Origin of the sequence: Nocardioides guangzhouensis (genome assembly GCF_004519545.1) — a bacterium.
Taxonomy (GTDB): Bacteria; Actinomycetota; Actinomycetes; order Propionibacteriales; family Nocardioidaceae; genus Nocardioides; species Nocardioides guangzhouensis.
On the sequence record NZ_SDKM01000040.1, the window covers coordinates 1 to 23,744 of the forward strand.

Consider the following 23,744-nt stretch of genomic DNA (forward strand, 5'->3'; position numbering starts at 1 on the left):
CCCACGCCATGGCCTCCGTACCGCTCGACACGGTCCTCGCCTGAGCCACCTGTCTGCACCACCCCCAGCCGCGTGCTGGGGGTGGTGCAGTCATTTCGGGCCTGTCGTAGCCCCGGAGGGCGTCGCTACGTTCGGTCGATTCGGACCCACGGGACGAAAGGGACAGACATGAGACACCTCCACCTCCACCTCCGCCTCCCGGCCGTGCTCGGCATGCTCGCGGTGGTTGCGGCCGCCCTAACCGGCCCCGCCGACGCACGTGTCGTCGAGCGCGGCGTGATCGACGAATCGTTCAGCGACTCCGGCGAGGACTTCTGCGATGTCCCGGGCCTCGACGTCACCTTCGAGGGGACCGTCCACATCGCGTACACCTGGAAGACCCGGGGCGCAGCCCAGCTGGCGTACTACGCCGAGCACGCCGAGTTCCGGAACCGGATCACCAACGTCGCCAACGGGACCTACGTGACCTCGCATGAGAGGACGATGTCCAAGGACCTGAAGGTCGTCGACCTCGGCGGCGGCCTCCTCGACATCGTCTGGTTCGGGACCGGCAACGCCACGGTCTACGACAGCAGCGGAAAGGCCATCGCCCGCAATCCGGGCCAGGTCCGCTTCCACGTCGTCATCGACGTGCACGACCCGGCGGACCCCGAGGACGACGAGGAGATCAGCTCCGAGCTGATCCTCGGTTCGACCGGCCGTTCCGACGACTTCTGCTCCGCCGTCGTGCCCGCGCTGAGCTGACCCGCGTGCACACTGGGAGGCATGAGCAACCAGGAGCGGGAACCGGGCGAGGTCGTCTGCACGGAAGGTGACCAGCTCGTCGGCGTGGAGCTGCTCACCCCGCGGGAGGTGCCGCTCGGCGGGCCGCGCGCCATGCACGTGCGCCGGACCCTGCCGCAGCGGCACCGCAGCCTCGTCGGGGCCTGGTGCTTCCTCGACCACTACGGGCCGGACGACGTGGCCGACAGCGGCGGCATGTCCGTGGCGCCGCACCCGCACACCGGTCTGCAGACGGTGAGCTGGCTCTTCACCGGCGAGATCGAGCACCGGGACAGTGCCGGCAACCACGCGCTGGTGCGGCCCGGCGAGGTCAACCTGATGACCGCCGGCCGCGGGATCAGCCACTCCGAGGTGTCCACACCCGGCACCGAGGTGCTGCACGGCGCCCAGCTGTGGGTCGCGCTGCCGGACGGTGCCCGTGACGTCGAGCCCGGCTTCCAGCACCACGCCCCGCAGCCACGACGTGGCCCCGGCTGGGAGGCGCGGGTCTTCCTCGGGTCGCTGCTCGGCGAGACCTCGCCGGTGCGCACGCACACGCCCCTGCTCGGGGCCGAGGTCGTGCTCGCCCCGGGGGCGACGCTCGCGCTCGACATCGACCCGGCCCACGAGCACGGCGTCCTCGTCGACACCGGACTGGTCGGCGTCGGCTGCCCGCCCGACCTGCCCGCGACCGACGCGAAGCCCGGCGACCTGGCCTACGTCGCGCCGGGGCACGACCGGCTCGAGCTCACGGCGTACGACGAGGCACGGGTGCTGCTGCTCGGCGGCGAGCCGTTCGGGGAGTCGATCGTGATGTGGTGGAACTTCGTCGGCCGCAGCCACGAGGAGATCGTCGGGTACCGCGACGCGTGGCAGGCCCAGGTCACCCGGGACGGAGTGGTCGTGGGCGACGGCCAGGAGGTCGCGGACGGCCGGTTCGGCGTCGTCGTCGGTGAGCACCTGCCGCCGATTCCGGCACCGGCCCTGCCGAACGCCCGGCTCAGGGAGCGGCGCTGACTCGACCGGCCCTCGACAGCACGTCCCGGGAGAGGCACTGTGGGAGGGAGGAGGTCGAGATGCGGGCTACGGTGGGCGACCGGCTGGTCGTCGAAGGCAGGAAGGTGGACGACGGACGCCGCGAGGGCGAGGTCGTCGAGGTGCACGGGCAGGACGGCGCCCCGCCGTACCTCGTCCGCTGGTCCGACGGTCACGAGGGGCTGACGTTCCCGGGGCCCGACGCCCACGTCGTCCCTCGGCAGCGATGACCGGCCGTCGATGAGCGACGACTGGGACTTCAGCGGGCTGACCGCGCTCTACGTCAACTGCACGCTGAAGCGGAGCCCCGAGCCGAGCCACACCCAGGGACTGATCGACGCCAGCTCGGCGATCATGTTCAAGCACGGCGTCACCGTCGAGGAGATCCGCGCGGTCGACCTCGACATCGCCACCGGCGTCTACCCCGACATGCGCGAGCACGGCTGGGAGAGGGACGCCTGGGTGGACGTCACCCCGCAGCTGCTGGCCGCGGACATCCTCGTCATCGCCGGCCCGATCTGGCTCGGCGACAACTCCAGCGTCACCAAGCGCGTGATCGAGCGGATCTACTCGCTGAGCGGGCAGCTCAACGACAAGGGTCAGTACCTCTTCTACGGCCGGGTCGCCGGCTGCCTGATCACCGGCAACGAGGACGGCATCAAGCACTGCGCGCAGAACATCCTCTACAGCCTCCAGCACGTGGGTTACACGATCCCGCCCAACGCCGACGCCGGCTGGATCGGCGAGGCCGGACCCGGGCCGTCGTACCTCGATCCCGGCAGCGGTGGCCCCGAGAACGACTTCACCAACCGCAACACGACGTTCATGACCTGGAACCTCATGCACCTCGCGCAGCTGCTCAAGGACGCCGGCGGGGTCCCGGCGTACGGCAACCAGCGGTCGGAGTGGAACGCCGGCGCCCGCTTCGACTACGAGAACCCCGAGTACCGCTCCTGATCCCTGTCTCGTTGAGTTGCGCCGCGCTGTGCGTTGAGTTGCGCCGCGCTGTGCGTTGAGTTGCGCCGCGCTGACCGGTTGTCGGTGGCATGGGTCAGGATGGCCCCATGGCCGGACCGGTGACCGGGGACGACGGGATCGCGCGCTGCCCGTGGGCGGTGGGCGACAACCTGCCCTACCACGACGAGGAGTGGGGACGGCCGGTCCACGGCGAGGCCGCCGTCTTCGAGCGCCTGACCCTGGAGGCGTTCCAGTCCGGCCTGTCCTGGCTGACGATCCTGCGCAAGCGGCCGGCGTTCCGGGCGGCGTTCGACGGGTTCGACGTCGAGAAGGTCGCGGCGTACGACGACGCGAGGCTGGCCGCCCTGATGGAGGATGCCGGCATCGTCCGCAACCGGCAGAAGGTGGCCGCCGCGCGCACCAACGCCCGGGCCGCGCTCGAGCTGCGTCGGGACGGCGGGCTGGAGGACTTCGTCTGGTCGTTCAAGCCCGAGCAGACCCCCGCGCCGGAGACCAGCGAGCAGATGCCGACCAGCTCCCCGGAGTCGCTGGCGTTGTCGAAGGCCCTGAAGAAGAAGGGCTTCACGTTCGTCGGGCCGACCACGATGTTCGCCCTCATGGAGGCGATCGGCATCGTCGACGCCCACCTGGTCGGCTGTCACCGCCGCGGCATCAGCGGCATCTGGTCCCAGGCCTGACCAGCCCCGCAAGTGCCGGCCGCTGGGCGGTGGTTTCGAGACGGGTTCCTCGGCCCTCCTCAACCACCGATAGCCGCTGGTTGAGGGGCCTGTCGTATGGCCGCTGGTTGAGGAGCCCCGCCATGTCGCACGGTTCGGCCCGCCGTGTCGCACGGCTCGGCGTCAGGGCTTCCAGCCGACCTCGGCGAGCGCGTCGGCGAGCGCGGCCAGCGCCAGCAGCGCGGCGTCGGGGCGGGCGTTGTGACCCATCAGGCCGATCCGCCACACGGTCGCGGCGTACGCGCCGGCGCCGGCACCGATCTCGATGCCGTGCCGCTCCAGCAGGATCTTGCGGACGGCGGCCGAGTCGACGCCGTCGGGCACCTTGACCGTGGTCAGCTCGGGCAGTCGCGAGCCCTCCTGCGCGAACAGCTCCAGCCCCATCTCCAGCAGGCCGCTCTGGAGGAGGCGGCCGGCCTCGGCGTGCCGGGCCCAGACGTTCTCCAGCCCCTCCTCGAGGATCCGGCCGAGGCCGGCGTGCAGGCTGGCCACCATCGCGGTCGGGGCGGTGTGGTGGTAGGTCCGGCCGCCGGAGCCGCTGGCCTCGCCGACGTACCCACCGAGCAGGCCGAGGTCGAGGTACCACGACTGCGGCTTCTCCACCCGCCGCGCGAACGCCCGGTCGTTGATCGTGAACGGCGCCAGGCCGGGGGCCACGCCGAGGCACTTCTGGGTGCCGGCGTACCCCACGTCGATGCCCCAGTCGTCGGCCCGCAGCTCGATGCCGGCGATCGAGGTGACCGCGTCGACGAGCAGCAGCGCGTCGCCCTTGCCGGCACCGAGCGCGGCGATGTCGGAGCGGACCCCGGTCGAGGTCTCCGCGTGCACCGCCGCGACGACCTTGGGAGAGGGGTGGGCGGAGAGCACCCGGTCGACGTCGACCGGCGCGCCCCACTCGTGCTCGACCGGCACCACCTCGGCGCCGCAGCGGGCCGCGACGTCGCACATCCGTTGACCGAACAGGCCGTTGACCGCGACCACGACCACGTCGCCGTCGGAGACGGTGTTGACGAACGACGCCTCCATGCCGGCCGAGCCGGTCGCGGAGAGCGGGATGGTACGGGCGTTGGTGGTGCCCCACACCGTGCGCAGCCGGTCGCAGGTCTCGTCCATGAGGGACAGGAAGACCGGGTCGAGGTGGCCGAGCAGCGGCTGGCCGAGGGCGGAGGTGGCCTCGGGGTAGGGGTTGCCGGGGCCGGGTCCGAAGAGCTTGCGGTCGACGAGAGCCATGCCTGCGAACCTACAGAACCGCACCCGGGTTGAGGATCCCCTCCGGGTCGAGGGCGTCCTTGACCCGCCGGGTCAGCGCCATCACGTCCGGCCCGAGCTGGGCCGGCAGCAGCTCCTTCTTCATCCGGCCGACGCCGTGCTCGCCGGTGATCGTGCCGCCGAGGTCGATCGCCCGCTGCATCACCTCACGGAACGCCGCGAGCGCGCGCTTCTCGGACTCCGCGTCGGTCGGGTCGTACATCACGATCGGGTGGGTGTTGCCGTCGCCGGCGTGCGCGATCACCGGGATCCGGACGTCGTACGCCGCCGCGACCTCGCCGATCGCGGCCAGCAGGTCGGGGAGCAGCGGCACCGGGGCACCGACGTCCTCCAGCATCAGCGCCGCCTGTGCCTCGATCGCCGGGATCGCCAGCCGCCGCGCCTCGACGAACATCTCGCCCTCCTCGGCCTCGTCGGTGACGAACACCTCGGTCGCGCCCTCGGCCTCGCAGGTGGCGCTCATCAGCGCGACCTCCTCGGTGCGCGCGGTCCCGGGGGCATCGGACTGGGCGACCAGCAGCGCGCCGGCGGAGCGGTCCAGCCCGCGCGGCCTGTGGTCCTCGACGGCGTTGATCGACGCCTGGTCCATCAGCTCCAGCATCGACGGCCGCATCGTGCGCCGCATCGCTACGACGGCCCGGGCGGCGGCGTCGACGGTCGGGAAGGTCGCGACCATCGTCGAGCGGGCCGCCTGCTCGGGCACCAGCCGCAGCACCGCGCGGGTGACCACGCCGAGCGTGCCCTCGCTGCCGATGAACAGCTTCATCAGCGACAGCCCGGCGACGTCCTTGATCCGCTTGCCGCCGAGCGTGACCAGGGTGCCGTCGGCCAGCACCACGTCGAGGCCGAGCACGTAGTCGGTCGTCACGCCGTACTTCACGCAGCACAGGCCGCCGGCGTTGGTCGCGATGTTGCCGCCGATCGAGCAGAACTCGTACGACGAGGGGTCGGGCGGGTACCACAGCCCGTGCACCGCGGCCGCCTCCTTGACCTCGGCGTTGAACGCCCCGGGCTCGACCACGGCCACCTGGCAGTCGGCGTCGACCTCGACCGACCGCATCCGCTCCAGGGAGAGCACCATGCCGCCGTCGACGGCGCTGGACCCGCCGGAGAGCCCGGAGCCGGCGCCGCGCGGGACCAAGGCCACCCGGTGCCGGGCCGCCCAGCGCACGGCGGCCTGCACCTGCGCGGCATCCTCGGCCCGGACGACGAGGGCCGGGGTGCCGGTGCCGGTGTCCTGGGAGCGGTCGAAGCGGTACTTCTCCATGGTGATCGGGTCGGTCACCACCACGCCGTCGGGCAGGACGTCGGTCAGCTCGGCCAGGGCGTGCTCGTCCATGCGTCCACTCAACCATCCCGCGCCACGATGCGTCTGCGTGCCGGAGGGCCACGAACCGGTGGGTAGCGTGTCGGCATGACCTCGTTGCACGCGTTCGGTGACGACGTACTCGACGACCTCGACGCGGTCGGGCTGGTCGAGCGGATCCAGTCCGGGACGGTCTCGGTGCCGGAGGTCGTGGACGCCGCGATCGCCCGGGTCGAGGCGGTGAACCCCGACCTCAACGCGGTCGCCTGGAGCGCCTTCGACCGGGCCCGGGTGCTCGCCCGCGACCCGCACGGCGGCTACTTCGCCGGGATCCCGACGTTCGTGAAGGACAACGTCGACGTCGCCGGGATGCCGACCCAGCAGGGCTCCGACGCGTACGTCGCGCGGCCGGCGAAGGAGGACGGCGACTTCGCGCGGATGTACCTCGCGACCGGGCTGCTGCCGCTCGGCAAGACCCAGCTCTCGGAGTTCGGGTTCAGCGCATCCGCCGAGCACGCCCGGCTGGGCTCGGTCCGCTCGCCGTGGCACCGCGACCACACCGCCGGGGCGTCCTCCGCCGGGTCGGCCGCGCTGGTCGCCGCGGGCGCCGTACCGCTGGCCCACGCCAACGACGGCGGCGGCTCGATCCGGATCCCCGCGTCGGTCAACGGGCTGGTCGGGCTCAAGCCCACCCGCGGCCGGCTGGCCCAGGACAAGATGATGCGCGACATGCCGGTGCGGATCGTGTCCGACGGCGTGCTCACCCGCACCGTCCGCGACACCGCCGCGTTCTACCGCGAGGCGGAGAAGGTCTACCGCAACCTGGCGCTGGCGCCGGTCGGCGACATCACCCGGCCCGGCCACCACCGCCTCACCGTGGCCGTGGTCACCGAGTCGCTCGGCCGTGGCGCCTCCCCGGAGGTCCGCGAGCTGGCCCTGAAGACGGCCGCGCTGCTCGAGGAGCTCGGGCACCGGGTCACCGAGGTCGACGCGCCGGTGCCCGACAGCTTCCGCGACGACTTCCTCCTCTACTGGTCGATGCTTGCGATGGCGATCGTCCGCGCCGGCCGGCTCAACCAGGGCCGCTCGTGGGACGCGGCCAAGCTCGACGAGCTGACCCTCGGCCTGGCCCGGCACTGCCGCCGCAACGCCTGGCGGCTGCCGCTGTCGATCTCCCGGCTGGCCCGGTCGAAGGCGCGGTCGGCCCGCTTCTTCGAGGAGTACGACGTCTGCCTGACCCCGACGGTGGCCACCGCCACGCCGCTGCTCGGGCACCTAGACCCGGCGGGCGGCTACGAGCAGACCATCGAGCGGCTCATGGACTGGGTCGCGTTCACGCCGGTTCAGAACGCCACCGGCGAGCCGGCCATCTCCCTTCCGCTGGCCACCACCGCCGCCGGGCTGCCGCAGGGCATGATGTTCGCCGCCGGTGCCGGCCGCGAGGCCATGCTGCTCGAGCTGGCCTACGAGCTCGAGGCCGCGGCACCCTTCGCCCGGATCCAGGCGGTCTGATGCTGCGACTGGGGCGGCACGAGTTCGACGACGCCGCGATGCTGGTGATGGCGATCGTCAACCGCACCCGCGACTCGTTCTACGACCGGGGCGCGACGTACGCCGAGGACGCCGCGCTCGACCGGGTCCGCCGGGTCGTCGACGAGGGAGCCGCGATCGTCGACGTCGGCGGCGTGAAGGCCGGCCCGGGCGACGCCGTGGACGAGACCGAGGAGATCCGCCGGACCGTGGGCTTCGTCGCGCGGGTACGGGAGGAGTTCCCCGACCTCGTGATCTCGGTCGACACCTGGCGCGCGTCGGTCGGCCGCGAGGTGTGCGCCGCGGGCGCGGACCTGATGAACGACGCGTGGGGCGGGCACGACCCGGGGCTGATCGAGGTCGCCGCCGAGTTCGGCGCGGCGTACGTCTGCACGCACACCAACGGCGCCGAGCCGCGCAGGCCCCCGCACCGGGCGTCGTACGCCGACGTGGTGCGGTCCGCGATCGACGACACGGTCGCGCTGGCCGAGCGGGCCGTGGCCGTCGGGGTGCCACGGGAGTCGGTGCTGATCGACCCGGCCCACGACTTCGAGAAGACCACCTGGCACTCGCTGGAGATCACGAGGCGGCTGGACGAGATGGTGGCGACCGGCTGGCCGGTGCTGGTGTCGCTGTCCAACAAGGACTTCGTCGGCGAGGCCCTCGACCTGCCCACCGACCGGCGGCTGACCGGCACGCTCGCCGCGACCGCGGTCAGTGCCTGGCACGGCGCCCGGGTGTACCGGGCGCACGAGGTGGTCGAGACGAAGCAGGTGCTCGACATGGTCGCCGCGATCCGGGGCGACCGGCCCCCGGCCCGGGCGACCAGGGCGCTGGCATGACCGCCGCGGCGTTCTGCCCGATGACGCCGCTGCTGTTCCGCCACCTCTCGGGCGGAGCGGACGCGGCGGGAGACCTGCGCGCGGCCGCGGTCGCCGCGGTGCACGACGCGACGGACGGGGCCGAGGCGGTGACCGTGCTGGTCCCGGTCGACGGCCGCGAGGCGCCGGCCGCCTGGTGGGACCCGTCCGGCCGGGTGGCCGGCGGCCGCCCGCTCGGCAGCCAGGTCGGGGAGCACCTGCTGGAGCTGGCGGGCTGCACCCTCCCCGCGACGTACGTCGCGTGCCCGGGCCCCGTTGAGTCGCGCCTCGCTGGCGTCGAGTCGCGCCCCGCTGACGTCGAGTCGCGCCTCGCTGACGTCGAGTCGCGCCTTGCTGGGGCCTCGCCGATCAGGGAGGCGCAACTCAACGAGCCGGGAACCGCGCTGCTCGTGCTCGGCGACGGTGCAGCCTGCCGACGGGACGGTGCGCCGGGGTACATCGACGACCGCTCCTTCGCGTACGACGACGCGGTCGCTGCGGCGCTCGGGTCCGGCGACACGGGTGCCCTGGCGGGGCTGGACGAGGCCCTCGGCGCGGAGCTGCTCGCCACCGGCCGGCTGACCTGGCCGGTCGCCGCGGCCGTGCTGGCGCCGGTGTCCGCCGAGCTGCGCTACCGCGACGACCCCTACGGGCTCAGCTGGTTCGTCGCGCTCTGGCGCTGAGAACGCTCAGTCCGGCCGGCGGTCCCGCCGCCGGGTGACCAGCAGCGACTGGGTGGTCCGGGCGACCAGCCCGGCCTCGTCGTGCACCGTCGCGGTCGCGATGCCGGTCGCGGCCGGGCCGAGCGTGCTCGTGGCGTCCACGCACACCCAGTCGCCGAACGGCTCCCGGAGCAGGTGCACGGTGATCTCGGTGTTCATGAACGACCACTCCGCCGGGTCGAGCGCCGCCGAGACGCCGGACGCAGAGTCGACGCAGGTCATCAGCATCGGCAGTCCGGTCAGTGGCTCGCCCGGCAGCAGCGGGACGGCCGGCCGCATCCATACGGTGGCAGCACCCGGTGAGAGCACGGCGCCGGAGACCCAGGACCAGGTCACGTGGTCGACGTACCCCCGGACCCAGGAGGCGGGCAGGTCACCCGGGGCGCCGTCCGCGGGACCGTGGGGGAGCGGCACGTCCTTCCCCGGGCCGTCGTCCGCCGCCGGGACCACCCAGGCCCGCGCCACTGCGCACGGTCGACCGGCCGCGACGTCGTGCAGCGAGGCCGAGAGGAGGGCGACGGTCCGTCCCGGCCGCTCGACCGACGTGGCGACTCGCAGTCGCCCGACCGGCACCGGTCCGAGCAGGTCGACCGAGATCCGGGAGAGCGTCTGCCCAGGCTCCAGGAGCGCCTCGAGCGCCCGGGTCAGCAGCCCCGACGGAGGGCCCCCGTGCTGGGCCGTCGCGCTCCACGGACCGGCGGTCGCCGGGGTCGCGAGCACCTCGTCCGGAGCGTCCGTCGGGAGGTAGAACGAGCCCTCTGAAGCCGATTTCATCTTCTCCCGCCAGCGTGTGTATTCTTCTCGCTCGTTGCCCCTTTAGCTCAGTCGGCAGAGCGTCTCCATGGTAAGGAGAAGGTCTACGGTTCGATTCCGTAAAGGGGCTCTGGGTTGGGGTCCCGCCGTACGCTAGTCCGGCGGGGCGCCCCGTCCCGGTGGCGGGGTAGCTCAGGTGGTTAGAGCACACGGCTCATAATCGTGGTGTCGCGGGTTCGAGTCCCGCCCCCGCTACTCAGATCAACCATTCGACGAAGGACTTCCCGTGGCCAGCAAGAGCTCTGACGTTCGCCCGAAGATCACGCTCGCGTGCGTGGACTGCAAGGAGCGCAACTACATCACCAAGAAGAACCGTCGGAACGACCCCGACCGCCTCGAGCTGCAGAAGTTCTGCCCGCGCTGCCGCAAGCACACCGCGCACCGCGAGACCCGCTGAGGCTCTTCCCTTCATCGTCCGCGAGGGCGGCACCCGACCCGGTCGGGTGCCGCCCTCGCGCCATTTCGCGTCGCACATCCGGACCCGCGGTGCCACGATGACCGGGTGACCCACGACGAGCCCGAGCCGGTGCCGACCCTGCACGACTGGGCAGGCGGGGCGACCGCGTTCCGGCGGCTGATCGACGCCTTCTACGACCGGGTCGAGCGCGACGACCTGCTCGCGCCCCTGTTCCCCGGCGGCGTCCCCGAGGAGCACCGGGCGCACGTCACGGCCTGGTGGGTCGAGGTCTTCGGCGGCGACCCGGCGTACACCGCGACGCTGGGCGGCTACCGCCGGATGCTCGACCACCACCGCGGGCTCGGGATCACCCCGGAGCAGCGGTCCCGGTTCGCCTCGCTGATGAGCCTGGCCGCGGACGACGCCGGGCTGCCCGACGACCCGGAGTTCCGCGCCGCGTTCGTCGGGTACGTCGAGTGGGGCACCCGGCTCGCGCTGCACAACTCGCAGCCCGGCGCCGAGGTGGTCGAGGAGGCGCCGGTCCCGCGCTGGGGCTGGGGAGTCGCCCCGCCGTACCTCCCCTGAGGCGCTGCTAGCGTTCCTCGTATGCCCATCGACCAGTCCCTCGTCGGCCGGGAGTTCCCGTCGTCGGCGCCCCGTGAGGTGACCGAGGACCACGTACGCGCGTTCGTCGAGGCCACCGGCGGGGAGTACGCCGGCCAGGTGCCGCCGACCTACCCCATCGTGCTCACCTTCGACGCCATGTTCGCCTTCCTCGACGCCGAGCAGATCGACCTGCACCGGATCGTGCACGGCGACCAGAAGTTCACCTACGAGCGGCCGATCGAGGTCGGCGACGTGCTCACCGCCACCCTCGGGGTGTCCGGGGTCCGTTCGCTCGGCGGGGCCGACATCATCCGGACCACCAGCGAGGTGCGCGACGCCGGCGGCGCGCTGGTCTGCACCGCGGCGGCCACCCTCGTGCACGGCGGAGGTGCCGCATGAGCACCCTCGAGCCCCGCACGTTCACGGTCACCCGGGCCGACCTGGTCGCCTACGCGAACGCCAGCGGCGACCAGAACCCGATCCACCAGGACGAGGACGTGGCGAAGAGCGTCGGCCTGCCCGGCGTGATCGCCCACGGCATGTTCACGATGGCCCTGGTCGCCCGCGCCGTCGAGTCCTGGACCGGCCCCGGCCGGGTGGTCGAGCTGGGCTGCAAGTTCACGAAGCCGGTCGTCGTGCCGGCCGGTGACGCGGGCACGGAGGTCACCGTCGCCGGGACGATGGGCGACCCCTCCGACGGCGTGGCGACGATCGCGCTCGAGGTCACCTGCGGCGGGGAGAAGGTGCTCGGGGCACCCAGGGCCGTGGTTCGTGTCTGAGCACGGGCCCGGGCGACGCCTGGCCGAGCTCACGACGCTGCGCCTCGGCGGCCCCGCCGCCCACCTCGTCGACGCCACGTCCGAGGCCGAGGTGGTGGGCACCGTCAGCGCCGCGGACGACGCCGGTCGCGACGTGCTCCTCGTCGCCGGCGGCAGCAACCTGGTGGTCGCCGACGCGGGCTTCGACGGGACAGTCGTGCAGATCTCGACCCGCGGGATCAGGGCCGACGTCGAGGACACAGGGGACCCGACCTGCGGGGGGGTGCTGGTCACGGTCGCCGCCGGCGAGGTGTGGGACGACCTGGTCGCCCGCGCGGTGAACGCGGGCTGGGTGGGGATCGAGGCCCTGTCCGGCATCCCGGGCTCGGTCGGCGCCACCCCGATCCAGAACGTCGGGGCCTACGGCCAGGAGGTCTCCGAGACCGTCGCCTCGGTCCGCACCTGGGACCGGGAGGACCGGCAGGTCCGCACCATCCCGGCCGCCGACTGCGGCTTCGGCTACCGGACCAGTCGGTTCAAGGCCGACCCGAGCCGGTACGTCGTGCTGTCGGTGACCTTCCAGTTCCGCACCGGCGACCTCGGCGCGCCGGTGAAGTACGCCGAGCTCGCCCGCGCGCTCGGCGTCGAGCCGGGGGAGCGCGCCACGCTCCCGCAGGTACGCCGCGCGGTGCTGGGCCTGCGCGCCGGCAAGGGCATGGTGCTGGACCCCGAGGACCACGACACGTGGAGCGCCGGCTCGTTCTTCACCAACCCGTTCCTCACCGCGGAGCAGGCCGCGGAGCTGCCCGACGACGCCCCGCGGTTCCCGCAGCCCGACGGCACGGTGAAGACCAGCGCCGCCTGGCTGATCGAGCGGGCCGGCTTCGGCAAGGGCTACGGCCTCGACCTGCACGGCGGCCGCGCCAGCCTCTCCACCAAGCACACCCTGGCGCTCTCCAACCGCGGCGGCGCCACCACCGAGGACCTGCTCCGGCTGGCCCGCGAGGTCCGCGACGGGGTCGCCGAGAGGTTCGGGGTCCGGCTGGTCAACGAGCCGGTGCTGGTCGGCTGCGAGCTCTGAGGACGTCATCCGAGCTGGCCGCCCGGGCGCCCCGGGCGGCCGGATCGCATGACGTCCCGCGCGCGCTCAGACGGGCTCGGCCTTCAACCAGGCGTCGATGTCCGCCAGCGACCGCTCCACCACGTCGGACGGCGCCCGTGACGCCCGGAACGACATCCGGGCGAGCTCAGCGAGCTGGGCGTCGGTGAGCTCGTGGGCGGCCCGCATGGTGGCGTACTGGCCTTCGAGCCGCGAGCCGAACAGCAGCGGGTCGTCGGCGCCGAGCGCGATCGTGGCGCCGGCCTCCATCAGCTGCGGCAGGGGCACCGACGTCAGGTCCGAGTAGACGCCCAGGGCCACGTTGGAGACCGGGCAGACCTCGAGGGCCACCCCGGACTCGACGACCCGCTCCAGCAGCGCCGGGTCCTCCGCGGACCGGATGCCGTGGCCGAGCCGGTCGGCGTGCAGGTGGTCGAGGACGTCCCGGATGTTCTCCGGCCCACGCAGCTCGCCGCCGTGCGGCGCCAGCAGCAGCCCGGCCCGCTCGGCGATCGCGAACGCCGGGCCGAACTCGGACGTGGTGCCGCGCCGCTCGTCGTTGGACAGGCCGAACCCGACCACGCCGCGGCCGGCGTACTGGCCGGCCAGCCGGGCGAGGGTGCGCGCGTCCAGGGGGTGCCGGGTGCGGTTGGCCGCGATCAGCACGGCCATGCCCAGCCCGGTCCGCTCGGAGGCGTCGCGGACACAGTCGAGGACGAGGTCGGTGAACGCCGTGATCCCGCCGAACCGGGCGCCGTACCCGCTGGGGTCGACCTGGATCTCCAGCCACCGGCCACCGTCACGGACGTCGTCCTCGGCCGCCTCGAGCACCAGCCGGCGTACGTCGTCCTCGGTGCGGAGCACCGACCGCGCGACGTCGTAGAGCCGCTGGAACCGGAACCAGCCCTTCTCGTCCGCGGCCGAGAGCTGCGGCGGCCAGTCCTCGACCAGCGCGTCGGGCAGGTGCACGCCGTCCCGCGCGGCCAGCTCGACCAGGGTGGCGTGACGCATCGACCCCGTGAAGTGCAGGTGCAGGTGCGCCTTGGGCAGGTCCGTCAGGTCGCGACGGGCCGTGCCCTCCCGACCAGCGCCGAGCGCCACCTCAGGCGAACAGCTTCTGGAGGCGCGTCACGCCCTCGACCAGGTCGTCGTCGCCGAGCGCGTAGGAGAGCCGGAGGTAGCCGGGTGACCCGAACGCCTCGCCCGGGACCACGGCGACCTCGGCGGCGTCGAGGATGTACTCGGCGAGCTCGGCGGAGGTCTCGACCTGCCGGCCGTCGTACTCCCGGCCGAGCAGGCCCTTCACGGACGGGTAGGCGTAGAACGCGCCGAGCGGGGTCGGGCAGACCACGCCCTCGATGTCGTTGAGCATCGAGACGATGGTCCGCCGGCGCCGGTCGAAGGCCACCTTCATCTCGTCGACCGCGGTCAGGTCGCCGGTGACGGCAGCGATCGCGGCCCGCTGCGCGACGTTGCTGACGTTGGAGGTGGCGTGCGATTGGAGGTTGGTGGCCGCCTTCACCAGGTCGGCCGGGCCGATCATCCAGCCCACCCGCCAGCCGGTCATCGCGTAGGTCTTCGCCACCCCGTTGACGACCACGCAGTAGTCGGCGACGTCCGGGCACAGCACCGGCAGCGAGCCGGTCTCCACGCCGTCGTAGACGAGGTGCTCGTAGATCTCGTCGGTCAGCACCCACAGGCCGTGCTCGTGCACCCAGGCGCCGATCTCGCGGATCTCCTCGGCGGTGTAGACGGCGCCGGTGGGGTTCGACGGCGACACGAACAGCAGCACCTTGGTGCGCTCGGTGCGCGCGGCCTCGAGCTGCTCGACGGTGACCTTGTAGTCCTGCGTCTCGTCGGCGAGCACCTCGACGGTGACACCGCCCGCGAGCTGGATGGCCTCGGGGTACGTCGTCCAGTACGGCGCCGGGACGATCACCTCGTCGCCCGGGTCCAGCATCGTCGCGAACGCCGAGTAGATCGCCTGCTTCCCGCCGTTGGTGACCAGCACTTGGGTCGGCTCGACCTCGAGCCCGCTGTCGCGGCGGGTCTTCTCGGCGATCGCCTTCTTGAGCTCGGGGAGCCCGCCGGCGGGGGTGTAGCGGTGGTTCTTCGGGTCGCGGCAGGCCTCGACGGCGGCCTCGACGACGTACCCCGGAGTCGGGAAGTCCGGCTCGCCCGCGCCGAACCCGATCACCGGGCGGCCCTCGGCCTTGAGCGCCTTCGCCTTCGCATCGACCTTGAGCGTCGCGGACTCGGCGATGGAGCCGATCCGCTGGGAGACTCGGCGGGAGCGGGGGGAGGCGGTCTCAGTCATGCGGCCCATCCTAGGACCCCCGACGGGGCCGTCCCGGACCCGGTTTGGACGCCGTCTCGGTCTTCGACGTAGACTTCCCGCTTGGTGGATCTCACTGATGCTCAGTCCTGCCCTCGACGTTTCGAAAAGCGGCGCGGCGGCGGTGGCTGACGAGGCCATCGGAGGGCACTAGCTCAACTGGCAGAGCATCGGTCTCCAAAACCGAAGGTTGGGGGTTCAAGTCCCTCGTGCCCTGCAAGACGATCGGATGACCAGCGGAAGGTGAAGGACGTGTCGGACAGCAGTTCGGTTCGGCGTTCGGGCGACAAGCGCGAGCGCACGAGCCCGGCCACGTTCTACCGCCAGGTCGTCGCCGAGCTGCGCAAGGTCGTCTGGCCGACTCAGGAGCAGCTGGTCACGTACTTCTTCGTGGTCATGGTGTTCGTGGTGGTCATGATGACGCTGGTGTCGCTGCTCGACCTGGCCTTCGGCAAGCTGGTCTTCCAGATCTTCGCCGGCCGCGACACCCAGTAGTGAACCGCCCGACCGGTCCCGCCGGGACCGGCGCCCGGGCCCTTGACAGCCAGACGAGATGACGGAGCAACACGTGTCGGAGCAGTACGACGAGACAGTGGCCGAGGCCACGGGCGAGTCGACGGTCGACGAGACCCAGCCCGCAGCCGGGACCACCCCCGAGGACGCCCTCGTCGAGCGGGTCGCCGCCGACGTCGCCGACGAGGACGAGGACGCCGCCGAGACCCCGACGGACGACGAGGTCGCCGACGAGACCCCGACGGACGACGAGGTCGCCGTCGACGGGGACGAGGTCACCGAGGAGGCGACCGACGAGGACGCGACCGAGGAGGCCGCCGAGGGCGAGGACCCGCTCGAGGAGTTCCGCCGCACCCTGTGGGCCAAGCCCGGCGACTGGTACGTCGTGCACACCTACTCCGGCATGGAGAACCGGGTGAAGGCGAACCTCGAGAACCGCATCATCTCCCTCAACATGGAGGACTACATCCACGAGATCGTGGTCCCCATCGAGGAGGTCGCGGAGATCAAGAACGGCCAGCGGAAGCTGGTCAAGCGCACCGTGCTCCCGGGCTACGTCCTGGTTCGCATGGACCTCACCGACGAGTCCTGGGCCGCGGTCCGCCACACCCCGTCCGTCACCGGCTTCGTCGGCCACAGCCACCAGCCGGTGCCGCTGAGCATGTCCGAGGTCGAGGACATGCTGGCCCCCGCCGTGGTCGCCGCCGCCGAGGCCGAGGCGGCCGCTGCGGGCACGCCCACCGCTGCCGCGACCGGCGCCGCCAAGAAGCCGGTCGAGGTCGCCGACTTCGACGTGTCCGACTCGGTCATGGTGGTCGACGGGCCGTTCGCCACGCTCCACGCGACGATCACCGAGATCAACGCCGAGTCCCAGAGGGTCAAGGCCCTCGTCGAGATCTTCGGCCGGGAGACCCCGGTCGAGCTCAGCTTCTCCCAGATTCAAAAGGTCTGAGGCCCTGGCCCGAGCTTGCGAGGGCCAGGAGAGCCGAAGAGGTTGAGGAGCGTCGACGCAGTCCCGAGCGTAGCGAGGGCCTGCGTGACGCGTCTCGAAACCCAGCACGTCGCGGAACTCGATGGCTCGGATTTCGCGATCGCGGAAGCACACAGCACAATGGTTCGGTTGCCCGGTCCCCGGATCCGGCAAGCAGCAGGTGGCAGAGGCGTACGCCGTACTCCTCGTCATGACCACGAGACAGAAAGAGAACATCGAAGATGCCTCCCAAGAAGAAGATCGCTGCCCTGGTCAAGGTGCAGCTGCAGGCTGGCGCCGCGACTCCGGCCCCGCCGGTGGGTACCGCCCTCGGTCCCCACGGCGTGAACATCATGGAGTTCTGCAAGGCCTACAACGCGCAGACCGAGTCGATGCGCGGCAACGTGATCCCGGTCGAGATCACCATCTACGAGGACCGCTCGTTCACGTTCATCACCAAGACCCCGCCGGCCGCCGAGCTGATCAAGAAGGCTGCCGGTCTGCAGAAGGGCTCGTCGGTCCCGCACAAGGAGAAGGTCGGCAAGCTGACCAAGGACCAGGTCCGCGAGATCGCGACGACCAAGCTCCCCGACCTGAACGCCAACGACATCGACGCGGCGATGAAGATCGTCGAGGGCACCGCCCGGTCGATGGGCGTCACCACCGACTGACCACTCCCGGCGGGTGCCGGGGGTGCGGCGTCACCACCGACTGACCACTCCCGGCGGGTGCCGGGGGTGCGGCGTCACCACCGACCGACCCACCCGTGGAAGGACCGCGCTGGTCCGCTCACCACATCTTCCGAAAGTAGGAACACCATGCAGCGCAGCAAGACCTACCGCGCGGCGACGGAGTCGTTCGACAAGAACGAGATCTTCGCCCCGCTGGCCGCGATCAAGATCGCCAAGGCCGCCAGCAAGAAGAAGTTCGACGAGACCGTGGACGTCGTCATGCGCCTCGGCGTCGACCCCCGCAAGGCCGACCAGATGGTCCGCGGCACGGTCAACCTGCCGCACGGCACCGGCAAGACCGCCCGCGTGCTCGTCTTCGCGAACGCCGAGAAGGCCGACGCCGCCCGCGAGGCAGGCGCCGACATCGTCGGTGGCGACGAGCTCATCGACAAGGTGGCCGGCGGCTGGATCGACTTCGACGCCGTGGTCGCCACCCCGGACATGATGGGCAAGGTCGGCCGCCTCGGCCGCGTGCTCGGCCCGCGCGGACTCATGCCGAACCCGAAGACCGGCACCGTCACCCCCGACGTGGCGAAGGCCGTCTCCGACATCAAGGGCGGCAAGATCGAGTTCCGCGTCGACCGGCACGCGAACCTCCACTTCATCATCGGCAAGGCCTCGTTCTCCGAGGTCGCGCTGGCGGAGAACTACGCGGCCGCCCTCGAGGAGGTGCTGCGGCTCAAGCCGTCCAGCTCCAAGGGCCGCTACATCAAGAAGGTCACCCTCTCGACGACCATGGGCCCCGGCGTCCAGGTCGACCCGAACCGCACCCGCAACCTCGCGGCCGAGGACGACACGTCGAACGAGTGATGCACTGACGAGCCGGGCCGAGCCCGGACATGAGTTGGGCCTCGTGCCCCCGCCGGTCGGCGGGGCACGAGGCCCAGCTCATCTCCTCCCGCGCCGACGTACGCCGGGCCCTCCCGACCGGCGTACGTCGTGGTCAGTCGACGAACAGGCGCTCGTCGACGAGCTGCTCCCCGACCATGCCGCCCTGCTGCTCGAAGCGGCTCTGGTCGAGACGGGTCCGGAACTCCATGTCGACCTTGTCCACGCCGCTGCGGTTCTTCTCGATGCTGAGCACCGCCCAGGACTTGAACCGCTCGGCGTTGCCGAGGTCGTAGACCAGGTGGTGCCGGGCGACGACGTCGAACTTGTTGTTGAGGATCAGCAGCGCGTCCGCCTCGTAGGCCAGTGCCGAGGAGCCGCGCAGGTGCGCGGCGCGCATCCGGCGACCCGAGGAGATGCCCTGCTTGTCGCCGGCGGCGACCGCGAGGATCGGGATGTCGAGGTCCAGCGCCATGTCCTTGAGGCCCTCGACCACGATCGTGATCCGGTCCTCCTCCAGCGGCGGTCCGCCGGGCACGTGCGCCTTCTGGAGGTAGTCCACGACCACGAACGGCAGCTGGCCGCAGTCGCGACCGATCTGCTCGACAGCGTCGCGGATCACGTCGAGGCTGGTGGAGCGGCCGCTGGACCGGTGCAGGTGGTAGCGGTCGGCGTACACCGCGACCCGCTCGACGGCCTCGGCGCCGCCCCGCTTGTCCGAGAGCCGGTCGCCGACGGTGCCGTTGCGGTGGTCGCCGGGCTCGAACGCGGAGCGGATCCGGCGCAGGTCAGGGGCGTCGAAGCCGCCCGCCTCACCGGCCTCCAGCGCGACCAGTCGCTCGAGCAGCGACTGCGGGTCGTGCTCGAAGCAGAAGTAGGCGACGGGGCGCCCGTCCCGGGCGATGTTGCGGCCGACCTGGAGCGCCCAGGTGGTCTTGCCGAGGCCCTGGGGCCCCGCGATCAGGATCAGCTCCCCGGCGCGGAATCCACCCATCAGGTGGTGGTCGAGCGGGTCGAACCCGGTCGGCCAGATGCGCGCGGGGGCGTGAGCGCTGCCGCGCAGGCGGTTCTCCGCGCGGGTGAGTACGTCGCTCAGCGACTGCATCTGGAGGTCCACGCGTCATATGGCAGCAGAACTGGGGAGCCGAGGTGACCGAAATGGTCCGAAATCGCCCGGACGGGTCAGACCTCCGACCGATCGGCCACCCGGTCCGGGACGACGCGGATTTGGTCCGCCGTCCGGACTCCGCCTAGACTTCCCGACCGTAACCAGAGACCGCCGGTCGTCGTGCTGCCCAGCAGCGTGACCGAAGGTGCCGCGGAGACGCGGACGGCCTGCGCAGGTGACAGAGCTCCGACCCTACGGGTCGTCCACGCCCTGGCCTGCGCCGGGGCGTTCGTCATTTGCGGGCCGGTGCGGTGGCCTCACCAGACGAAAGAAGGAGACCCATGGCGCGGCCAGACAAGGCAGCAGCCGTCGCGGAGGTCGTTGACTCGTTCAACAACGCCGCGGGCGCTGTGCTGACCGAGTACCGCGGTCTCACCGTGAAGCAGCTGCAGGACCTGCGGCGCTCCCTCGGCGAGAACGCCAACTACGCCGTGGTCAAGAACACGCTCGCCCAGATCGCCGCCAAGGAGGCGGGGATCGACGGGTTCGACGACCTGCTGACCGGCCCGACCGCCATCGCCTTCATCAACGGCGACGTGGTCGAGGCGGCCAAGGGTCTGCGTGACTTTGCCAAGGCGAACCCTGCCCTTGTCATCAAGGGTGGCGTCCTCGACGGCGGGCTCCTCGACGCGAAGGAGGTCGCCAGGCTGGCCGACCTCGAGTCGCGCGAGGTGCTGCTGGGCAAGCTGGCCGGCGCGATGCTGGCCTCGCTCTCCCAGGCCGTCTACCTGCTCAACGCCCCGATCTCGCAGGCTGCCCGGCTCGCCGGCGCCCTGCAGGCCAAGGCGGAGCAGGACCCCACGATCCTCGCGGGTGGTGCCGGTACGCCGGCTCCTGCCGAGGAAGCCCCGGTAGCCGCTGACGAGGCTCCCGCTGCGGAGGCCGACGAGGCTCCCGCCGCGGAGGCCGCCGACGAGGCCCCCGAAGCCTGATCCAGGCACCACCTGAAAACCCGGCCCGCCGACCGATCCCGGACGGGCCACCAAACGGAAGGACACGCCATCATGGCGAAGCTCAGCACTGACGAGCTGCTCGACGCGTTCAAGGAAATGACCCTCATCGAGCTCTCCGAGTTCGTGAAGCAGTTCGAGGAGACCTTCGGCGTGACCGCCGCCGCTCCGGTCGCCGTTGCCGCCGCTCCCGCGGCCGGTGGCGCGGCCGCCGGTGGCGCCGAGGCCGCCGCCGAGCAGGACGAGTTCGACGTCGTCCTCGAGGCCGCCGGTGACAAGAAGATCAACGTCATCAAGGAGGTGCGCGCGCTCACCAGCCTCGGCCTGAAGGAGGCCAAGGAGCTGGTCGAGGCCGCCCCGAAGGCGGTCCTGGAGAAGGTCGCCAAGGACGCCGCGGAGAAGGCCAAGGAGGCCCTCGAGGGCGCCGGCGCCACCGTCACCGTCAAGTGACCCGCGACCGGGTCGCCCTCGGGTGACCCGGCACCGCAACCCACACGTGGGGCGGACGAGCAATGCTCGTCCGCCCCTCGTGCATTTCCGGCGCGGACCCGGGCGGGTCGCTGGCGCGGACGGCCGTGCGCAACCCCGGCGAAATGGGTACGTGCCGGACGTGACAAAGGTCGCACTGGTCTGGACGTCTCCTTTGTTACGCGCCAGTATCCCTCCGGTCACCGCGGCGTGACCGTCCCCGAAATTGACGCGTAACCAATCGAGACCGTGGCCGTTGTCTCGGGTGGGGGTACGGGAGGTCTGCCCACCGGCGGTGGCCGCGTGCGCAGTTCCGAAGAGGGAGGAAAGGGTCCGGCATGGGTGTTGCGATCGAGGTCGACGACCTGTCCAAGTCGTTCGGCAAGCAGCTGATCTGGGGTGATGTCACCCTGACCGTTCCGCCCGGCGAGATCTGCGTGATGCTCGGGCCGTCCGGCACCGGCAAGTCCGTCTTCCTCAAGACTCTCATCGGCCTGCTCAAGCCCGACAAGGGCTCGATCGTCATCGAGGGCACCGACATCGCCACCTGCTCCGAGAAGGAGCTCTACGAGATCCGCAAGCTGTTCGGCGTGCTGTTCCAGGACGGCGCCATGTTCGGCTCGATGAACCTCTACGACAACGTGGCCTTCCCGCTGCGCGAGCACACCCGCAAGTCCGAGTCCGAGATCCGCGACATCGTCATGGAGAAGATGGACCTCGTCGGCCTGCTCGGCGCCGAGGACAAGCTCCCGGGCGAGATCTCCGGCGGCATGCGCAAGCGCGCCGGACTGGCCCGCGCGCTGGTCCTCGACCCCGAGATCGTGCTGTTCGACGAGCCGGACTCCGGTCTCGACCCGGTCCGCACGGCGTTCCTCAACCAGCTGATCGTCGACCTGAACGCGCAGATCGACGCCACGTTCCTGATCGTCACCCACGACATCAACACCGCCCGGACCGTGCCGGACAACATCGGGCTGCTCTACCACCGCCACCTGGCGATGTTCGGTCCGCGCGAGATGCTGCTCAGCTCCGAGGAGCCGGTGGTCCGCCAGTTCCTCAACGCCCAGCGGGTCGGACCGATCGGCATGTCCGAGGAGAAGGACGCCGACGAGCTCGAGGCCGAGAAGGACCAGGAGCTCCCGCCGCTGCCGCCGATCCCGCTCCAGCTCGACCCGTCCAACGGCATCCCGCGACGCAGCCAGCGTCCCGCCGGCGAGTGGTGCCGCGAGAACGGCGTGACCCCGCCGCCCGGCTCGTTCGAGTCCGCCAACGCCGACGTGGCAGCGGGGGTCTGAGCGACAGATGGCCTCCCTCACCGCTACCCGGGCGCTGGCGCCGATCGGGACCGCAGGCAAGCTGTTCGCCTTCGGTCTCGACGTCGGCCGCAACCTGTTCAGACGGCCCTTCCAGACCCGCGAGTTCCTCCAGCAGGCCTGGTTCATCGCCTCGGTCACGATCATCCCGACCGCTCTTGTCGCGATCCCGTTCGGAGCCGTGATCGCGCTCCAGGTGGGCGGCCTCATCAAGCAGTTCGGCGCCCAGTCCTTCACCGGCTCCGCGGCGGTGCTGGCCGTGGTGCGCGAGGCGGGCCCGATCGCGACGTCGCTGCTGATCGCCGGCGCCGGCGGGTCGGCGATCGCGGCCGACCTCGGCGCCCGCAAGATCCGCGAGGAGCTCGACGCGATGATGGTGCTGGGCATCGACCCCATCCAGCGCCTCGTGGTGCCGCGGGTGCTGGCCTGCATGCTGGTCTCGGTCTTCCTCAACGGGCTCGTCTCGGTGGTCGGTGTCGCCGGCGGCTACGTCTTCAACGTCGTCCTGCAGGACGGCACACCGGGCGCCTATCTCGCCAGCTTCACCGCCCTGGCCCAGCTGCCGGACCTCTGGCAAGGCATGGCCAAGGCCCTCGTGTTCGGACTGATCGCCGCGATCGTCGCCTCCTACAAGGGCATGAACGCCGCGGGCGGACCGAAGGGCGTCGGTGACGCCGTGAACGAGTCCGTCGTCATCACCTTCATGCTCCTGTTCGTCGTCAACTTCGTGATGAGCGCGATCTACTTCCAGCTCGTCCCACCGAAGACGGGTTGACGCCATGGCCAACTCGTTCAGGGACACGGTGGCGCGCCCCGGTCGCGCGCTCGACAAGCTCGGCCAGGAGCTGGCCTTCTACCTCCGCGCGCTCGCGTGGACGCCGCGGACCATCCGCCGCTACAAGAAGGAGGTCATGCGGATCCTCGCGGAGGTGACGCTGGGCTCCGGCTCGCTGGCGGTCATCGGCGGCACGGTCGGCGTGATCACCGCGATGTGCTTCTTCACCGGCACCGAGGTCGGCCTCCAGGGTTACGCCGCGCTCAACCAGCTCGGCACCGCGGCGTTCTCCGGCTTCGTCTCGGCGTACTTCAACACGCGCGAGATCGCGCCGCTGGTCGCCGGCATCGCGCTGGCCGCGACCGTGGGCTGCGGGTTCACCGCACAGCTCGGCGCCATGCGCATCTCCGAGGAGATCGACGCCCTCGAGGTGATGGCGATCCCGTCGCTGCCGTTCCTGGTGACCACGCGGATCATCGGCGGCCTGATCGCGATCATCCCGCTGTACGTCGTCGGCCTGCTGTCGTCGTACTTCGCGACCCGGCTGACGGTCACCGCGTTCTTCGGCCAGAGCACCGGCACCTACGACCACTACTTCAACCAGTTCCTGCCCCCCGGCGACGTGCTGTGGTCCTTCGGCAAGGTGCTGGTGTTCGCGGTCGCGGTGATCCTCATCCACTGCTACCACGGCTACAACGCCAGCGGCGGCCCGGCCGGCGTCGGCGTCGCCGTCGGCAAGGCGGTCCGCACCTCGATCGTCGCCATCAACGTGATCGACCTGTTCCTGTCCATGGCCATCTGGGGTGCCTCGACGACCGTGCGGCTGGCGGGGTGAGCGGGCG

Annotated in this window: 28 protein-coding genes and 3 tRNA genes; 25 read left to right on the forward strand and 6 right to left on the reverse strand. The window is 71.4% G+C overall.

What is annotated here, in order from left to right:
- The first annotated feature begins 168 nt into the window (after positions 1–168).
- From EKO23_RS20520 to EKO23_RS20540, 5 genes are all read left to right on the forward strand, one after another.
- Entirely contained in the window at positions 169–744 is a 576-nt protein-coding gene (locus EKO23_RS20520; RefSeq protein WP_134720202.1) for a hypothetical protein, read from the forward strand.
- 21 nt (positions 745–765) lie between these two features.
- Positions 766–1,779, forward strand: coding sequence for a pirin family protein (locus EKO23_RS20525; protein ID WP_134720203.1), 1,014 nt, complete (start codon positions 766–768; stop codon positions 1,777–1,779).
- Positions 1,780–1,838: 59 nt separating this feature from the next.
- The gene (locus tag EKO23_RS20530; protein WP_134720205.1) at positions 1,839–2,027 is read left to right on the forward strand and encodes a DUF1918 domain-containing protein; all 189 of its coding nucleotides are present in this window, start codon (positions 1,839–1,841) and stop codon (positions 2,025–2,027) included.
- A gap of 10 nt (positions 2,028–2,037) precedes the next feature.
- Positions 2,038–2,754, forward strand: coding sequence for a flavodoxin family protein (locus EKO23_RS20535; protein ID WP_134720207.1), 717 nt, complete (start codon positions 2,038–2,040; stop codon positions 2,752–2,754).
- A 107-nt stretch (positions 2,755–2,861) separates the two neighbouring features.
- Positions 2,862–3,452: a DNA-3-methyladenine glycosylase I gene (locus tag EKO23_RS20540; RefSeq protein ID WP_134720209.1), complete on the forward strand. Its 591-nt coding sequence runs from the start codon at positions 2,862–2,864 to the stop codon at positions 3,450–3,452.
- A 162-nt stretch (positions 3,453–3,614) separates the two neighbouring features.
- Here the strand turns inward: EKO23_RS20540 and EKO23_RS20545 are convergent, their stop codons facing one another.
- Positions 3,615–4,721, reverse strand: a complete 1,107-nt coding sequence (locus EKO23_RS20545) for a pyridoxal-phosphate-dependent aminotransferase family protein (protein WP_134720211.1) — start codon at positions 4,719–4,721, stop codon at positions 3,615–3,617.
- Positions 4,722–4,731: 10 nt separating this feature from the next.
- A complete protein-coding gene (locus EKO23_RS20550; RefSeq protein WP_134720213.1) occupies positions 4,732–6,099 on the reverse strand; it encodes an FAD-binding oxidoreductase in 1,368 nt (455 codons plus the stop codon).
- Between the two features lie 75 nt (positions 6,100–6,174).
- Between EKO23_RS20550 and EKO23_RS20555 the strand changes: the two genes are divergently transcribed.
- From EKO23_RS20555 to EKO23_RS20565, 3 genes are read left to right on the forward strand one after another with little or no spacing between them, the layout of a single operon-like run.
- Entirely contained in the window at positions 6,175–7,578 is a 1,404-nt protein-coding gene (locus EKO23_RS20555; protein WP_134720215.1) for an amidase, read from the forward strand.
- Entirely contained in the window at positions 7,578–8,438 is an 861-nt protein-coding gene (gene folP, locus EKO23_RS20560; RefSeq protein ID WP_134720217.1) for a dihydropteroate synthase, read from the forward strand. The genes EKO23_RS20555 and folP overlap by 1 nt, the downstream gene beginning before the upstream one ends.
- Positions 8,435–9,139, forward strand: a complete 705-nt coding sequence (locus EKO23_RS20565; protein WP_134720219.1) for a class III extradiol ring-cleavage dioxygenase family protein — start codon at positions 8,435–8,437, stop codon at positions 9,137–9,139. The genes folP and EKO23_RS20565 overlap by 4 nt, the downstream gene beginning before the upstream one ends.
- A gap of 6 nt (positions 9,140–9,145) precedes the next feature.
- Here the strand turns inward: EKO23_RS20565 and EKO23_RS20570 are convergent, their stop codons facing one another.
- Positions 9,146–9,952, reverse strand: a complete 807-nt coding sequence (locus tag EKO23_RS20570; RefSeq protein WP_134720221.1) for a thioesterase family protein — start codon at positions 9,950–9,952, stop codon at positions 9,146–9,148.
- Positions 9,953–9,988: 36 nt separating this feature from the next.
- On the opposite strand from EKO23_RS20570, the gene EKO23_RS20575 reads away from it, so the two are divergent.
- The 7 genes from EKO23_RS20575 (at position 9,989) to EKO23_RS20605 (ending at position 12,833) form a co-directional block, all read left to right on the forward strand.
- Positions 9,989–10,061 (forward strand) — tRNA-Thr (locus EKO23_RS20575).
- A gap of 51 nt (positions 10,062–10,112) precedes the next feature.
- Positions 10,113–10,186 (forward strand) — tRNA-Met (locus tag EKO23_RS20580).
- A 31-nt stretch (positions 10,187–10,217) separates the two neighbouring features.
- Positions 10,218–10,388, forward strand: a complete 171-nt coding sequence (gene rpmG / locus EKO23_RS20585) for a 50S ribosomal protein L33 (protein ID WP_134720223.1) — start codon at positions 10,218–10,220, stop codon at positions 10,386–10,388.
- Between the two features lie 105 nt (positions 10,389–10,493).
- The gene (locus EKO23_RS20590) at positions 10,494–10,973 is read left to right on the forward strand and encodes a group II truncated hemoglobin (RefSeq protein WP_134720225.1); all 480 of its coding nucleotides are present in this window, start codon (positions 10,494–10,496) and stop codon (positions 10,971–10,973) included.
- A gap of 21 nt (positions 10,974–10,994) precedes the next feature.
- Positions 10,995–11,393: an FAS1-like dehydratase domain-containing protein gene (locus tag EKO23_RS20595; RefSeq protein WP_134720227.1), complete on the forward strand. Its 399-nt coding sequence runs from the start codon at positions 10,995–10,997 to the stop codon at positions 11,391–11,393.
- Positions 11,390–11,773, forward strand: a complete 384-nt coding sequence (locus EKO23_RS20600; protein ID WP_134720229.1) for a MaoC/PaaZ C-terminal domain-containing protein — start codon at positions 11,390–11,392, stop codon at positions 11,771–11,773. The genes EKO23_RS20595 and EKO23_RS20600 overlap by 4 nt, the downstream gene beginning before the upstream one ends.
- Entirely contained in the window at positions 11,766–12,833 is a 1,068-nt protein-coding gene (locus EKO23_RS20605) for a UDP-N-acetylmuramate dehydrogenase (RefSeq protein ID WP_134720231.1), read from the forward strand. The genes EKO23_RS20600 and EKO23_RS20605 overlap by 8 nt, the downstream gene beginning before the upstream one ends.
- Before the next feature lie 66 nt (positions 12,834–12,899).
- Here the strand turns inward: EKO23_RS20605 and EKO23_RS20610 are convergent, their stop codons facing one another.
- Positions 12,900–13,952, reverse strand: a complete 1,053-nt coding sequence (locus tag EKO23_RS20610) for an adenosine deaminase (protein WP_134720233.1) — start codon at positions 13,950–13,952, stop codon at positions 12,900–12,902.
- 1 nt (position 13,953) lies between these two features.
- Positions 13,954–15,168 (reverse strand): pyridoxal phosphate-dependent aminotransferase, encoded by a 1,215-nt coding sequence (locus EKO23_RS20615; RefSeq protein WP_217702729.1) that lies wholly within the window; start codon positions 15,166–15,168, stop codon positions 13,954–13,956.
- 162 nt (positions 15,169–15,330) lie between these two features.
- On the opposite strand from EKO23_RS20615, the gene EKO23_RS20620 reads away from it, so the two are divergent.
- The 5 genes from EKO23_RS20620 (at position 15,331) to rplA (ending at position 18,210) form a co-directional block, all read left to right on the forward strand.
- Positions 15,331–15,403, forward strand: a tRNA-Trp gene (locus tag EKO23_RS20620).
- 35 nt (positions 15,404–15,438) lie between these two features.
- Complete coding sequence (secE, locus tag EKO23_RS20625; protein WP_167880576.1) at positions 15,439–15,681, forward strand: preprotein translocase subunit SecE; 243 nt, start codon at positions 15,439–15,441, stop codon at positions 15,679–15,681.
- A gap of 58 nt (positions 15,682–15,739) precedes the next feature.
- Positions 15,740–16,651, forward strand: coding sequence for a transcription termination/antitermination protein NusG (gene nusG / locus EKO23_RS20630; protein WP_134720239.1), 912 nt, complete (start codon positions 15,740–15,742; stop codon positions 16,649–16,651).
- Positions 16,652–16,911: 260 nt separating this feature from the next.
- Positions 16,912–17,340 (forward strand): 50S ribosomal protein L11, encoded by a 429-nt coding sequence (rplK, locus tag EKO23_RS20635; protein WP_134720241.1) that lies wholly within the window; start codon positions 16,912–16,914, stop codon positions 17,338–17,340.
- 147 nt (positions 17,341–17,487) lie between these two features.
- Positions 17,488–18,210 (forward strand): 50S ribosomal protein L1, encoded by a 723-nt coding sequence (gene rplA / locus EKO23_RS20640; RefSeq protein ID WP_134720243.1) that lies wholly within the window; start codon positions 17,488–17,490, stop codon positions 18,208–18,210.
- A 133-nt stretch (positions 18,211–18,343) separates the two neighbouring features.
- Here rplA and EKO23_RS20645 read toward each other — a convergent pair whose 3' ends face one another.
- On the reverse strand, positions 18,344–19,345 hold the full coding sequence (locus EKO23_RS20645; protein ID WP_134720245.1) for a DnaB-like helicase C-terminal domain-containing protein: 1,002 nt from the start codon (positions 19,343–19,345) through the stop codon (positions 18,344–18,346).
- A 332-nt stretch (positions 19,346–19,677) separates the two neighbouring features.
- On the opposite strand from EKO23_RS20645, the gene rplJ reads away from it, so the two are divergent.
- From rplJ to EKO23_RS20670, 5 genes are all read left to right on the forward strand, one after another.
- A complete protein-coding gene (gene rplJ / locus EKO23_RS20650; protein ID WP_134720247.1) occupies positions 19,678–20,328 on the forward strand; it encodes a 50S ribosomal protein L10 in 651 nt (216 codons plus the stop codon).
- 72 nt (positions 20,329–20,400) lie between these two features.
- Entirely contained in the window at positions 20,401–20,796 is a 396-nt protein-coding gene (gene rplL / locus EKO23_RS20655; RefSeq protein WP_134720249.1) for a 50S ribosomal protein L7/L12, read from the forward strand.
- A 356-nt stretch (positions 20,797–21,152) separates the two neighbouring features.
- Positions 21,153–22,109 carry an ABC transporter ATP-binding protein gene (locus EKO23_RS20660; protein ID WP_134720251.1) on the forward strand — a complete coding sequence of 319 codons (957 nt, stop codon included), beginning with the start codon at positions 21,153–21,155 and terminating at the stop codon, positions 22,107–22,109.
- Between the two features lie 7 nt (positions 22,110–22,116).
- Positions 22,117–22,902, forward strand: a complete 786-nt coding sequence (locus tag EKO23_RS20665; RefSeq protein WP_134720253.1) for an MlaE family ABC transporter permease — start codon at positions 22,117–22,119, stop codon at positions 22,900–22,902.
- Between the two features lie 4 nt (positions 22,903–22,906).
- On the forward strand, positions 22,907–23,737 hold the full coding sequence (locus EKO23_RS20670) for an MlaE family ABC transporter permease (protein WP_134720255.1): 831 nt from the start codon (positions 22,907–22,909) through the stop codon (positions 23,735–23,737).
- Positions 23,738–23,744: the final 7 nt, after the last annotated feature.